Annotated in this window: 12 protein-coding genes; 9 read left to right on the forward strand and 3 right to left on the reverse strand. The window is 69.1% G+C overall.

Annotated features, from left to right (window positions below):
* From SFB74_RS03445 to SFB74_RS03485, 9 genes are all read left to right on the forward strand, one after another.
* A complete protein-coding gene (locus SFB74_RS03445) occupies positions 1 to 1,092 on the forward strand; it encodes a carbon-phosphorus lyase complex subunit PhnI (protein WP_432729262.1) in 1,092 nt (363 codons plus the stop codon).
* Entirely contained in the window at positions 1,089 to 1,988 is a 900-nt protein-coding gene (locus tag SFB74_RS03450; protein WP_432729263.1) for an alpha-D-ribose 1-methylphosphonate 5-phosphate C-P-lyase PhnJ, read from the forward strand. The genes SFB74_RS03445 and SFB74_RS03450 overlap by 4 nt, the downstream gene beginning before the upstream one ends.
* Positions 1,985 to 2,773 carry a phosphonate C-P lyase system protein PhnK gene (phnK, locus tag SFB74_RS03455; protein ID WP_432729264.1) on the forward strand — a complete coding sequence of 263 codons (789 nt, stop codon included), beginning with the start codon at positions 1,985 to 1,987 and terminating at the stop codon, positions 2,771 to 2,773. Before SFB74_RS03450 ends, phnK begins: the two co-directional genes overlap by 4 nt.
* Positions 2,773 to 3,489 carry a phosphonate C-P lyase system protein PhnL gene (phnL, locus tag SFB74_RS03460; protein WP_432731869.1) on the forward strand — a complete coding sequence of 239 codons (717 nt, stop codon included), beginning with the start codon at positions 2,773 to 2,775 and terminating at the stop codon, positions 3,487 to 3,489. Before phnK ends, phnL begins: the two co-directional genes overlap by 1 nt.
* Positions 3,486 to 4,640 (forward strand): alpha-D-ribose 1-methylphosphonate 5-triphosphate diphosphatase, encoded by a 1,155-nt coding sequence (locus SFB74_RS03465; protein WP_432729265.1) that lies wholly within the window; start codon positions 3,486 to 3,488, stop codon positions 4,638 to 4,640. The genes phnL and SFB74_RS03465 overlap by 4 nt, the downstream gene beginning before the upstream one ends.
* Positions 4,641 to 4,732: 92 nt before the next feature.
* A complete protein-coding gene (gene phnC, locus SFB74_RS03470) occupies positions 4,733 to 5,578 on the forward strand; it encodes a phosphonate ABC transporter ATP-binding protein (protein ID WP_432729266.1) in 846 nt (281 codons plus the stop codon).
* Between the two features lie 95 nt (positions 5,579 to 5,673).
* Complete coding sequence (phnD, locus tag SFB74_RS03475) at positions 5,674 to 6,621, forward strand: phosphonate ABC transporter substrate-binding protein (RefSeq protein ID WP_432729267.1); 948 nt, start codon at positions 5,674 to 5,676, stop codon at positions 6,619 to 6,621.
* Positions 6,622 to 6,664: 43 nt separating this feature from the next.
* Positions 6,665 to 7,468: a phosphonate ABC transporter, permease protein PhnE gene (phnE, locus tag SFB74_RS03480; RefSeq protein ID WP_432729268.1), complete on the forward strand. Its 804-nt coding sequence runs from the start codon at positions 6,665 to 6,667 to the stop codon at positions 7,466 to 7,468.
* Positions 7,469 to 7,497: 29 nt separating this feature from the next.
* Positions 7,498 to 8,091: an HD domain-containing protein gene (locus SFB74_RS03485; protein ID WP_432729269.1), complete on the forward strand. Its 594-nt coding sequence runs from the start codon at positions 7,498 to 7,500 to the stop codon at positions 8,089 to 8,091.
* 6 nt (positions 8,092 to 8,097) lie between these two features.
* Here the strand turns inward: SFB74_RS03485 and SFB74_RS03490 are convergent, their stop codons facing one another.
* From SFB74_RS03490 to SFB74_RS03500, 3 genes are all read right to left on the reverse strand, one after another.
* Positions 8,098 to 9,219: a YbdK family carboxylate-amine ligase gene (locus tag SFB74_RS03490; RefSeq protein ID WP_432731871.1), complete on the reverse strand. Its 1,122-nt coding sequence runs from the start codon at positions 9,217 to 9,219 to the stop codon at positions 8,098 to 8,100.
* A gap of 83 nt (positions 9,220 to 9,302) precedes the next feature.
* Positions 9,303 to 10,574 carry a cation:proton antiporter gene (locus tag SFB74_RS03495; RefSeq protein ID WP_432729270.1) on the reverse strand — a complete coding sequence of 424 codons (1,272 nt, stop codon included), beginning with the start codon at positions 10,572 to 10,574 and terminating at the stop codon, positions 9,303 to 9,305.
* The gene (locus SFB74_RS03500; RefSeq protein WP_432729271.1) at positions 10,571 to 12,556 is read right to left on the reverse strand and encodes a site-specific recombinase; all 1,986 of its coding nucleotides are present in this window, start codon (positions 12,554 to 12,556) and stop codon (positions 10,571 to 10,573) included. The genes SFB74_RS03495 and SFB74_RS03500 overlap by 4 nt, the downstream gene beginning before the upstream one ends.
* Between the last annotated feature and the right edge of the window lie 12 nt (positions 12,557 to 12,568).

Genomic DNA, 12,568 nt, shown 5'->3' on the forward strand with positions numbered 1-12,568 from the left:
ATGTACGTTGCAGTCAAGGGCGGCGAGACCGCCATCCTCAACAGCTACAGGCTGCTGGCCGAACAGCGCCGCGGCAATGCAGACACGCCCGAGCTGTCGGTGCAGCAGATCCGCGAGCAGCTCAGGCTCGCCGTCGACCGCGTGATGACCGAGGGCTCGGTGTACGACCCCGAGCTCGCCGCGCTCGCCATCAAGCAGGCGGCAGGCGATGTGGTCGAGGCCATCTTCCTGCTGCGCGCCTACCGTGCCACGCTGCCGCGCCTGGGCGCCAGCGTCGCGCTCGACACGGCGCGCATGCAGCTCGACCGCCGCATCTCCGCCACCTTCAAGGACCTGCCCGGTGGCCAGGTGCTGGGCCCGACCTACGACTACACGCAGCGCCTGCTCGACTTCACGCTGCTTGCGAACGGCCAGCAGACCGCTGCTGTACCCGCTGCGACACCGACGGCCGAGGCGCCGGCCTTCACGCCACGCGTGGTCGACCTGCTGAACCACGAAGGCCTCATCGAAACGCACGAGGTCCCGCCCGGCGACCCGGCTCCCGTGGACCTCACGCGCACGCCGCTGCGCTTTCCCGCCGACCGCGCGACGCGCCTGCAGAACCTCGCGCGCGGCGACGAGGGCTTCCTGCTGGCCATGGCCTATTCGACGCAGCGCGGCTACTCGCACAGCCACCCTTTCGTCGGCGAGATCCGCGTGGGCACGGCCGAACTGGAGATCGTGCCGGAGGAGCTGGGCTTCGCCATCTCCATCGGCGACATGGCGCTCACCGAGTGCGAGATGGTCAACCAGTTCGCCGGCAGCAAGACCGAGCCGCCGCAGTTCACCCGCGGCTACGGCCTGGCCTTCGGCCACAGCGAGCGCAAGGCGATGGCCATGAGCCTGGTCGACCGCGCGCTGCGCGCCGAGGAACTGGGCGAGCCCGTCGAGGCGCCCGCGCAGATGCAGGAGTTCGTGCTCTCGCACAGCGACAGCCTCGAGGCCTCGGGCTTCGTGCAGCACCTGAAGCTGCCGCACTACGTCGACTTCCAGTCCGAACTCGAGCTCGTGCGAAAGATGCGCGCCAACGGCGCAGGAGAAGACCCGCAATGACCGCCGACACAGCAACCACCACCAGCTACAACTTCGCCTACCTCGACGAGCGCACCAAGCGCATGATCCGCCGCGCCATCCTCAAGGCCGTGGCCATCCCCGGCTACCAGGTGCCCTTCGGCTCGCGCGAGATGCCGCTGCCCTACGGCTGGGGCACGGGCGGCATCCAGGTCACGGCGGCGGTCATCGGGCCGAAGGACGTGCTCAAGGTCATCGACCAGGGCTCGGACGACACCGTCAACGCGGTGAACATCCGCCGTTTCTTCCAGCGCACCACCGGCGTGGAAACCACCACGCGCACCGTCGATGCCACGCTCATCCAGACCCGCCACCGCATTCCCGAGGCGCCGCTGGCCGAAGGGCAGGTGATGGTCTACCAGGTGCCCGTGCCCGAGCCGATGCAGCGCCTGGAGCCGCGCGAGGCCGCCACCCGCACGCTGCACGCGCTGGCCGAGTACGGCCTGATGCACGTCAAGCTCTACGAGGACATCGCGCGCTACGGCCACATCGCCACCACCTATGACTACCCGGTGCTGGTCAACTGCCGCTACGTCATGTCGCCTTCGCCGATCCCGAAGTTCGACAACCCCAAGCTGCACATGAACCCCGCGCTGCAGCTCTTCGGCGCGGGCCGCGAGAAGCGCATCTACGCCGTGCCGCCCTACACGCCGGTCGAGAGCCTGTGCTTCGACGACCACCCCTTCGAGGTGCAGCGCTGGGACGTGCCCTGCGCGCTGTGCGGCGCGACCGACAGCTTCCTCGACGAAATCATCACGGACGACCGCGGCACCCGCATGCACGTTTGCTCGGACTCCGACCACTGCCATTCGCGCCAGCAGGAGCAGCAGCCCCAGGCTCCCGCGCCCCGCAGCGAACCCGAACAGGCTCTTGCATGAACACTCCCGACACCAACTCCCCCTTGCTGCGCGTGCGCGGCATCGCCAAGCGCTACGGCGAGCGCGTGGCGCTGCACGACGCTTCCTTCGACCTCTGGCCCGGCGAGGTGCTCGCCGTGGTCGGCGAATCCGGCTCCGGCAAGTCGACGCTGCTCAACGCCATTGCCGCACGCGACAAGCCCGACGCAGGCAGCGTCGAATTCCAGGTGCGCGGCGGCGGCCTGCAGGAAGTGTTCTCGATGACCGAGGCCCAGCGGCGCATGCTCGCGCGCACCGACTGGGGCTTCGTGCACCAGAACCCGGCCGACGGTTTGCGCATGGACGTGTCGGCCGGCGCGAACGTCGGCGAGCGGCTCATGGGCCTGGGCGAGCGCCACTACGGCCGCCTGCGCGCCACTGCCGCCGAATGGCTGGGCCGCGTCGAGATCGACCCGGCGCGCATCGACGACGCGCCGCGCACCTTCTCCGGCGGCATGCGCCAGCGCCTGCAGATCGCGCGCAACCTCGTGACGCAGCCGCGCCTGGTGTTCATGGACGAGCCCACGTCGGGCCTCGACGTCTCGGTGCAGGCGCGCCTGCTCGACCTGCTGCGCCAGCTCACGCGGCAGATGCAGCTCGCGGCCATCGTCGTCACGCACGACCTGGCGGTCGCGCGCCTGCTCGCGCACCGCATGCTGGTGATGCAGCAGGGCCGCGTGGTCGAGGCCGGCCTCACAGACCAGGTGCTGGACGACCCGCAGCACGCCTACACCCAACTGCTCGTTTCCTCGGTACTGCAACCATGATGGCTCCTCCGATGCTTCAACTCCAGGGCGTGGCCAAGCGCTTCACGCTGCACCGCCAGAACAGCCTTGAGCTGCCCGTGTTCGACGACGTGGACCTGAGCGTGTCCGCCGGCGAATGCGTGGTGCTCGACGGCGCCTCGGGTCTCGGCAAGAGCACGCTGCTCAAGCTGGTCTATGCCAACTACCGCGCGAGCGCGGGCCGCATCACCGTGCAGTCGCCCGCCGGCCCGGTCGACGTGACGCAGGCGACGCCGCGCGAGATGGTGAGCCTGCGGCGCGACACCATCGGCTACGTGAGCCAGTTCCTGCGCGTGATCCCGCGCGTGCCGGCGCTCGACGTGGTGGCCGAACCACTGGCCGAGGACGCGGGCGACGACCCCGCCGCGATCGAGGCCGCGCGCGAGGAAGCACGCCGCTGGCTCGCACGCCTGCGCATTCCGGAGCGGCTGTGGCACCTGCCGCCCGCGACCTTCTCGGGCGGCGAGCAGCAGCGCATCAACATCGCCCGCAACATGATCAAGCCCAAGCCGCTGCTGCTGCTGGACGAGCCCACCGCCTCGCTCGACGCGGCCAACACCGACACCGTGATCTCGCTGATCCGCGAGGCCACGGCGCGCGGCGCGGCCACGGTGGGGATCTTTCACGATGCCGAAGTCGGCGCCGCGGTCTCGACGCGCCGTGTCGACGTGGGCGCCTTCAGGAGCAGCCGGCCATGAGCACGACGACGGTATTCGCCAACGCACGCATGGTGCTGCCGGGCGAGGTGGTTTCGGGCGCGCTGACCGTCTACGGCGGGCGCATCGCCAGCATCGACAGCGGCCCCACCGCCGAAGGCACCATCGACCTCGATGGCGACTTCCTGCTGCCCGGTCTCGTGGAGGTGCACACCGACAACTTCGAGCGCCACCTGATGCCGCGCCCCAAGGTGCACTGGGGCCCGCTGCCCGCGCTGCTGGCGCACGACGCCGAGATGGCGGCCGCCGGTATCACGACAGTGTTCGACGCGCTCGGCGTGGGCGAGGCCGACCCCGACAGCGTGCGCGGCAGCACATGGGAGGCGACGCTGACCACGCTCGACGCCTGCGCCGCGCAGGACCTGCTGCGCGCGGACCACCACCTGCACGTGCGCTGCGAGCTGCCGGCGCCCAACACGGTCGAGCTGTTCGAGCCCTTCCACGGCCATCCGCGGCTGTCGCTGATCTCGCTGATGGACCACACGCCGGGCCAGCGCCAGTGGGAGAACATCGAGATCGCCCGCGTCTACTACACCGGAAAGAAGGGCTGGAGCGACAGCAAGTTCGACGAGCGTGTTGCGCAGGCCGGCGCGCTGCAGGCCGAGTACGCGCTGCCGCACCGGCGCTACTTCGTCGAATATTGCCGCACGCACGGCATCGCGCTCGCGAGCCACGACGACACCACGGTGGCGCATGTGGAGCAGGCGCACGCCGAGGGCGCGAGCATGTCGGAGTTCCCGACCACGCTGGCCGCGGCACGCGCAGCACACGGGCTGGGCCTCTCGAACGTGATGGGCGGGCCGAACGTGATGCGCGGCGGATCGCACTCCGGCAACGTCGCGGCGGCCGAACTGGCGCGCCACGGGCTGCTCGACATCCTCTCGTCCGACTACGTGCCCAGCAGCCTGCTGGGCGCCGCGATGCGGCTGGTGCACGACGGGATCGTCACGCTGCCGCAGGCCGTCGGCATGGTGACGCGAACGCCGGCGCGCGCGGCGCGCCTTCACGACCGCGGCGCGCTCGAGGTCGGCCTGCGCGCCGACCTGGTGCAGGTGCGCATGTGCACGCTGCCCGACGGCGTGCGGCATCCGGTGGTGCGCGGCGTGTGGCGCGAAGGCCGAAGGGTGCTCTGACAGGCCCTGACATTTGGTCGTCGCCGAAGTGTCTCCGGCTCGTCACACGGGCTGGTGAAACTGCACTTGTCTAGACGACTTTGAGACAAGCAATGAACACCCTCCTGCGCATCCGGCATCTCGACAAGCATTTCGCCAACGGCCGCCACGCCCTGCGCGACATCAACATCGACGTGGCGCGCGGCGACATGGTCGCGCTCATCGGCGCCTCGGGCTCCGGCAAGTCGACCCTGCTGCGCCACATCGCCGGGCTGGTGACGGCCGACGGCGGTTCGCAGTCGCTGGTGGAGATCGACGGCTGCTGCGTACAGAAGGGCGGGCGCATTCATCGCGACATCCGCAAGGTGCGCTCGCAGGTGGGCTTCGTGTTCCAGCAGTTCAACCTCGTCGCGCGGCTGCCGGTGCTGGTCAACGTGCTCGTGGGTTCGCTGCACCGCATGCCGTGGTGGCGCAGCCTGGCACGTGTGTTCACCGCGCAGGAGCGCGCGCAGGCGCTCGATGCGCTGGCGCGCGTGGGCATCGCCGACTGCCACGCCCAACGCGCTTCCACGCTCTCGGGCGGGCAGCAGCAGCGCGCCGCCATCGCGCGCACGCTGGTGCAGGGCGCCAAGGTGGTGCTGGCCGACGAACCCATCGCCTCGCTCGATCCGGAGTCCTCGCGCAAGGTCATGGAAATCCTGGCGCGCATCAACCGAGAAGACGGCTGCACCGTCATCGTCTCGCTGCACCAGGTCGATGTCGCAATGAAGTACTGCCCGCGCGTCGTGGCGCTGAACCAGGGCCGCGTGGTGTTCGACGGGCCTTCGTCCGCGCTCACGCCCGAGCTGCTGCACGAGCTGTATGGCGTGCAGGCCGAAGAGCTGCTGCGGCCCGTCGCGCCCGAACCCGCTCCACCGGTTGCCGTGCCGTGGACGGCCCAGCCGGCAAGCGCAGTCTGATTTTTCTTGGGGGGGCGTCTCCGGGCGCCTCCCGCGTCTTTCTCTCCGTCCTCTCTTTCATTCCCTCGTTCCTCTTTCACTTCCTGGAGTCATCCATGATCAAGAAACTCATCGCCGCCGCGGCGTTCGGCCTCGGCATGGCCGGCGCGTTCGCGCAGGACACCCTCAACATGGGCCTCATCTCGACCGAGTCGTCGCAGAACCTCAAGGCCGACTGGCAGCCGCTGATCGACGACCTGAGCAAGCAGACCGGCCTGAAGGTCAACGCCTTCTTCGCGCCCGACTACGCCGGCATCATCGAAGGCATGCGCTTCAACAAGGTGCAGCTCGGCTGGTTCGGCAACAAGTCGGCCATGGAAGCCGTGGACCGCGCCAACGGCGAAGTGTTCGCGCAGAAGGTCAACGCCGACGGCACGCTCGGCTACTACTCCTACCTCATCGTCAACCGCGACAGCCCGCTGCAGACGCTCGACGACGTGCTGAAGAACGCCAAGAGCCTGAGCTTCGGCAACGGCGAGCCGAACTCCACCTCGGGCTACCTGGTGCCGGGCTTCTACGTCTTCGCGCAGAACAAGATCGACGCCAAGACCGCGTTCCGCATCACCCGCAGCGCCAACCACGAGACGAACGCGCTGGCCGTGGCCAACAAGCAGGTGGACGTCGCGACCAACAACAGCGAGAACCTCGAGAAGATCAAGGAGCGCTTCCCCGAGAAGTACAAGGACATCCGCGTCATCTGGACCTCGCCGCTGATCCCGCTCGACCCGCTCGTGATGCGCAAGGACCTGCCCGAGGCCACGAAGACGAAGATCCGCAACTTCTTCATCAACTACGCCAAGTCCGACCCGCGCGAGAAGGAGATCGTCATGAAGATCTCGAAGCTCGCGGGTTTCAAGGAGTCGAGCGACAAGCAGCTGCTGCCGATCCGCCAGATCGAACTCTTCGGCCAGCGCAACAAGATCGAGGCCGATGCCGCGCTGGGCGATGCCGAAAGGAAGGCGAAGCTGGCCGACATCGACAAGAAGCTGGCCGCGCTGAACTGAGCGCAGCGCCGCTTTCTTCCCGACGACCGTTCGTTCGCCTCTCATGTCTTCCTCGATCCCGATGAACCGCCCGCCGCTCGCCACGGCGCCCCCCAAGCGCAACCTGGCGTGGCAGCTCTCCTGGGCCGCGCTGCTCCTGCTGCTCGTGGCCTCCTGGAAGGGCGCCGACATGCGCCCGCTCGACCTCATCCGGGACGGCGGCAACATGGCGACCTACGCCGCCGAGTTCTTTCCGCCCGACTTCACGCAGTGGCGCGTCTACCTGCAGGAGATGGTGATCACGCTGCAGATCGCGCTGTGGGGCACCGTGCTGGCGGTGGCCACGGCGGTGCCGCTGGCGCTGCTGGCCTCGGCCAACATCGTGCCGTGGTGGATCTACCAGCCGACGCGCCGCCTCATGGACAGCTGCCGCGCCATCAACGAGATGGTGTTCGCGATGCTCTTCGTGGTGGCCGTGGGCCTCGGCCCCTTCGCCGGCGTGCTGGCGCTGTGGGTGCACACCACCGGCGTGCTGGCAAAGCTCTTCTCCGAGGCGGTGGAGGCCATCGACCCGCAGCCGGTGGAGGGCATCCGCTCGACCGGCGCGAGCGCGCTGCATGAGATCGTGTACGGCGTGCTGCCGCAGGTGATGCCGCTGTGGATCTCCTTCGCGCTCTACCGCTTCGAGTCGAACGTGCGCTCGGCGTCGGTGGTGGGCATGGTGGGGGCCGGCGGCATCGGCGTGGTGCTGTGGGAAATCATCCGCGGCTTCCAGTACGCGCAGACCTGCGCCGTGATGATCATCATCGTGATCAGCGTCAGCGTGATCGACCTGGTGTCGGCGCGCATCCGCAAGGTGCTGATCTGATCTGAGTTGAGCAGGAAAGGACTGCCGCAATGGCATTGACCCTCGACGACATCGCCCAACTGCTGGCCGGCCCCGGCCAGCGGCAATATGGCCACGAAGCCGTGAGCCAGCTGGACCACGCGCTGCAATGCGCGGCGCTCGCGGAAGAAGCGGGCGAGACCGCCGAGACCGTGGTGGCGGCGCTGCTGCACGACCTAGGCCACCTGCTCGCGCCCGGAAGCGTGCAGCAGGAGGAAGAAAAATCTGAAGAGGGCGAAGCGATGCCGGCGCGCGACGACCTGCACCAGTACATCGCGCTGCCCTTCCTGCACGGGGTGTTTCCGCCGGGCGTGCTGGCGCCGATCCGCCTGCACGTCGAAGCGAAGCGCTACCTCTGCACGCAGGGCGGCTACTGGGACACGCTGTCCCCCGCGTCGAAGCACAGCCTGGTGCTGCAGGGCGGCCCTCATACGCAGGACGAGGCAGACGCCTTCATGCGCGAGCCGTTCGCCGAGGAATCTCTGCGCGTGCGCCGCTACGACGACCTGGCGAAGGTGCGGGACAAGGCGACGCCGCCGCTCGCGCACTACCTGCGGAAGATGGCGCTGGTCGCGCTGCCGCAACAGCAGCGGCCCGCGCCCTGAGCGGGCTCAGGCCTGCCCGCGGAACCTCAACGCCGCCTGCCGCACGACCTCGGCCAAGAGCCTTTCCTTGCCCTGCTTCTCGCGCAGCCAGCGCGCGTCGTTGCGGTTCGCTTCCACGCTGGTGCGCAGCTCGCCCAGCGCCTTCGTGGCGTTGAGCGCCTCGCTGTGCCACTCGAGCTGCGTCATCGTCATCAGGATGTGGTCGCGCAGCGGCATGTGCTGGCCGGTGGCGGGGTCGACGTACACCGCGTCCAGGCCGAAGCGGCAGGCCTGGAAGCGGTTGTAGGTGTAGACGAGGTAGTCGTCTTCGGTCGGCTCGAAGGGCTGCTCCTGCAGGAACCATGCGGCCAGCGACTGCACGTAGCCCGCGAGCGCGGCGGCGCGCTCCACCGTGAGCGGCGTGTCGAACACGCGGATCTCGATGGTGCCGAACTCGGGCTTGGGGCGGATGTCCCAGTAGAAGTCCTTCATGCTGCGCACGACGCCGGTGCGGGTCATGCGCTCGAAATACGCCTCGAATTCCTTCCAGCTCAGCGTGAAGGGCGCGCGGCCCGACAGCGGGAACGCGAACACCGAGTTCAGCCGCGCCGAGTCGAACTGCGTGTCCTGCCCCTGCACGAAGGGCGAGGACGCCGACAGCGCGATGAAGTGCGGGATGTAGCGCGACATGCGGTGCAGCATCAAGAGCGCCGCGTCGGCATCGGGGCAGCCGATGTGCACGTGCTGGCCGAAGATGGTGAACTGCTTGCTCAGGTAGCCGTACAGCTCCGACAGCTCGCGAAAGCGCGGCTTGTCGTAGATGCGCCGCTCGTGCCACTGCTGGAAGGCGTGCGTGCCGCCGCCCACCACCGCGATGTTGAGCTTGTCGGCATTGCGGATCAGCGCCTCGCGGATGGGCGAGAGCTGCGTGATCACGTCTTGTGCCGAGTGGCAGATGTCGGTCGAGATCTCGATCATGCTCGAGGTCATCTCGGGCACCACGCTGCCGGGCAGCGGGGTCTGGGCCATCAGGCGCAGCATGTCCTCGGCGTAGGGAGCCAGGTCGTAGTCGTGCGTGTTCACGAGCTGAAGCTCGAGTTCCACGCCGAGCGACAGCGCCTCCGACTTGTTGAAGGGCTCCAGCTTCACCGCGCGGCTCGCCGGATCGGCAGGCAGCGGCGCCGAGCGCACGTCGTCGCTGTCCGGATCGATGGGGGTGACTGCGTTGGTGCTCATCGCTGCGTGTCCTCCGTGATGCTGAAGGCCCGTGGCGCCCAGGGCACCGAGCTCTCGCCCACCGCGTGGATGGCCAGGGTGGCGAGCACCGCGCCCACCACTTCCATCAGCAGGATCGAGGGCAGGGCCACCTGGGTGATCATGGTGCCCAGCAGCGGCGAGGCGGTGGCGAAATTGGAGGCGATGAGCAGTGCGATCGACGACAGCGGTGACATCGCGCAGCCGACCCAGAAGGCCTGCTTCCAGCTCGCGCCGCTGCCGGGGTTGGCGACCGCCACGCCGGCGATCTTGGTCAGCAGGCGCACGCCGATCACGGCCAGCACCACGCTGGCCACCGGCAAGGTCCAGTCGGCCTGTGCCGCCACGATGGACACCAGCACGAACATCAGCATGGTCAGCAGCGATGAGGCCGTGCCCAGCTGCCGTTGCCAGGCCCAGGGCTTGGGGTTCAGCGTCTTGAGCAGCACGCCGCCGATCAGCGCCGCCAGCGGCGCGGAGCCGCCGATGTGCGCGGTGAGCGCGGCGCCCGCCGCGATGATCGCCAGCAGCAGGATCGATGTGTTCTCGCTCGACGGGCTCATCACCCGCAGCGCCGAGCGCAGCGCGAGCGCCATGATCGCGCCCACCACGAACGACAGGCCCAGCACCACCGCGATCGGGTAGAGCTTCTGCAGCATGGTCTGCGGCGCGCGCTCGATCAGCCCCGCCTGCGCGTAGCCCAGCGCCAGTGCGTAGAAGGTGTTGAGCGTGGCCAGCGTCATCGCGCGTTCGGTCACGGGGCCGGCGGCGCGGGTGTCGATGATCACGCGGCTCAACACCGCCGGCGAGGCGACGATGGCCATCAGCGCGATCGGGTTGGCCACCGGCTCGGGCAGGCCCAGCAGCGAGAGCATCCAGTACACGCCGAAGTAGGTCAGCGTGGCTTCGAGCAGGCTCTGCACCAGCACCATCGGGTTGTGGCGGAACCAGCGCAGCGGCAGCCGCCCGCCCGCCTCGAACAGCACCACGGCCGCGCCGAGCTCGAGCAGGAAGAGGCTGATGCCGCGCAGCGGCCAGATCGCGCCTTCGAAGCCGGCGAAACCCACCACCGCGCCGACCAGCGAATAGCCGATCACCTTGGGAAGCCCGAGGTAGCGTTGCACGAGGTGGCCGGAAGCCGCCGCCGCCGCCAGCAGCAGCGACCACAGCACGGTGGGCAGGCCGGCCGAGGGGCGCACCCACTCGGACCAGAAACCCAGCAGATCGTTGAGGAAGCTCGTCAAATTCATCCAGGAAGGAAAAAGCTCACCGGGCGGCTGCGCCAGCGGGCCCAGATCGCGCTGCGGATGCGCGCGCGGTCACCGAGGCTCACGCTGTGCGCTCGCAGCGCCAGGCGGAAAGCGAAGTAGAAACTCACGCTCACATTGAGCGCGCCAATGACCGGGATCGCCGCCACCGCCCACCACAGCGCAGGCTGCTGCAACACCGCGAGGCCGGTGGACGTCGCCGCGGCGGCGATCTGTCCGGCCGACAGTGTCACGTGCCGCACGTCCAGCCCGAGCCCGAAGAAACCCGCGAACGCGGGCAGCAGCCCGAGCATGAGTCCCAGCGAGATGTTGGAGGCGAAGCCTGAAATGTTGGTGCGCATGAAATCGGCCCAGCGGCGAGCCCGTGCGGCGCCGAGAAAAGCGCCGATGCGGGGGTTGTAACGCATTGCAGAGTCCATCCGATGCAGGACAAAGGCGTTTTCTGTCCATCCGGCGATGATGCTGGCCGAAAACAGCAGGATGCCGGTGATTGCCGCGAAAAGCGGGGTCGGCCCGGCCAGTGAAAGCGATTTCAGCGTGGCCGCGGCATGGGCCGCGTCCAGCAGCGGCCGCCCCAGCGCGAACTGCACCAGCAGGCAGACGGCCGCCATCGCCGGCACTACCACCAGCACATTGCCCAGCACCGCCGCCACCTGCGAGCGCACCAGGTTGGCGACCTCGTCGACGAAATCGTCCACCGCCGCGTCCGACTTGATGTCGCGCAGCCGCGCGGCCATGGCCGGCGCCGTCATCGCGGGCTGCTTGGTGGCCAGCGTCAGGTGCAGCAGCTGGATCGCCACGAAGCTGGCCGCGTACATCAGCCCCGCGCTCAGCCCGCTCCAGAAGGCCGACAGGCCCAGCGCGTAGATGGCGAACTTCAGCAGCACCGTGATGGAGGTGAGCGCGCCGCCGCCCGCGGCCTTTTTCACCATCTGCAGGTAGCTGGCGCGGTCGCGGGTGATGTAGTGCTCGCCGGTCTCGGCGCTGCGCTCGGTCACCTTGGCGGCCAGCATCGAGGAGTTGGAGGCGATCAGCGCCCGGATGCTGTTGCGCTCGCCTCCGGCCAGCACCAGCCGGCCGACCAGCCGCGCCACGCTGGGCCCCGGGTTGGGCGCCATCAGGCAGTCGAGCAGCTCGCGGATGCGCAGTACCCGCTCGCGCAGCTGGCGCAGCCGGAACACCAGGCCGACCGAGATGCCGTTGTCTTCCAGGTGCGTGTAGACCGAGGCGGCGCCGGCGCGGCAGGCGTCCAGCCGGTCGCGGAAGACCACGAAGGCGGCCTGCAGCGCCTCTTCGTCGCGCGGCTCGCCCGGGCGGTCGAACATCTGCTCGCGCAGCTCGTCGAGGTCGGCCATCAGCGCGTGGAAGGGGCGCGTCTCGCCCACGGCGTCGGCGCTCATGCGCAGGCGCAGCTCCGGCGAGAAGCCGGCGGCCACCACCTGGCTGCTGCAGTAGGTGACGGCGTCCATGACGGTGTGGCGCCAGCGCGGCGCGCCGTCTTCGTCGAGCGCCGCGTCGGCCAGCAGCGCGCCGATGCGCCCGAGCTGCGTCTCGTCGAGCAGGGCGATCCAGCCCGCGTCGAACACGCCGGGCAGCACCATGCGGAACAGGTCCGAGGCATCGGTGGTCTCGGGCGTGCCGGGCAGGATCTTGCGGCGCAGCCGCTCGCTCAACTCGCTGGCGAAGGCGGTGCGCGGGGCGAAGCCGTAGTCGGCCAGCAGCGCGGTCAGGTCGACCGTCTGCGTGAAGGCGCGCCACCAGGCGCGCAGCCGTTCGCGCAGCTCGGGGCGCGCCTCGATGGCGTCCAGCAGCAGCTGCACGCGGCCGATGGCCGCCTGCGGCGAGGCGCGGTCGCCGCGCACCCAGTCGAAGATGTTGATGAGCCAGATGTGGCGCTGCGCCACATCGGCCGTGGGATCGAGGCCGGCAAGCAGCCCCTGCAAGTCGCGCGATGCGGCAGCCATGTCGGGGGGCGG

The organism is Variovorax xiamenensis (assembly GCF_050916385.1).
GTDB lineage: Bacteria > Pseudomonadota > Gammaproteobacteria > Burkholderiales > Burkholderiaceae_C > Variovorax.

Coding starts and splice junctions, on each gene's coding strand:
- SFB74_RS03445 (WP_432729262.1), top strand. CDS start 1: ATGTACGTTGCAGTCAAGGGCGGCGAGACCGCCATCCTCAACAGCTAC.
- SFB74_RS03450 (WP_432729263.1), top strand. CDS start 1,089: ATGACCGCCGACACAGCAACCACCACCAGCTACAACTTCGCCTACCTC.
- phnK (WP_432729264.1), top strand. CDS start 1,985: ATGAACACTCCCGACACCAACTCCCCCTTGCTGCGCGTGCGCGGCATC.
- phnL (WP_432731869.1), top strand. CDS start 2,773: ATGGCTCCTCCGATGCTTCAACTCCAGGGCGTGGCCAAGCGCTTCACG.
- SFB74_RS03465 (WP_432729265.1), top strand. CDS start 3,486: ATGAGCACGACGACGGTATTCGCCAACGCACGCATGGTGCTGCCGGGC.
- phnC (WP_432729266.1), top strand. CDS start 4,733: ATGAACACCCTCCTGCGCATCCGGCATCTCGACAAGCATTTCGCCAAC.
- phnD (WP_432729267.1), top strand. CDS start 5,674: ATGATCAAGAAACTCATCGCCGCCGCGGCGTTCGGCCTCGGCATGGCC.
- phnE (WP_432729268.1), top strand. CDS start 6,665: ATGTCTTCCTCGATCCCGATGAACCGCCCGCCGCTCGCCACGGCGCCC.
- SFB74_RS03485 (WP_432729269.1), top strand. CDS start 7,498: ATGGCATTGACCCTCGACGACATCGCCCAACTGCTGGCCGGCCCCGGC.
- SFB74_RS03495 (WP_432729270.1), bottom strand. CDS start 10,574: ATGAATTTGACGAGCTTCCTCAACGATCTGCTGGGTTTCTGGTCCGAG.
- SFB74_RS03500 (WP_432729271.1), bottom strand. CDS start 12,556: ATGGCTGCCGCATCGCGCGACTTGCAGGGGCTGCTTGCCGGCCTCGAT.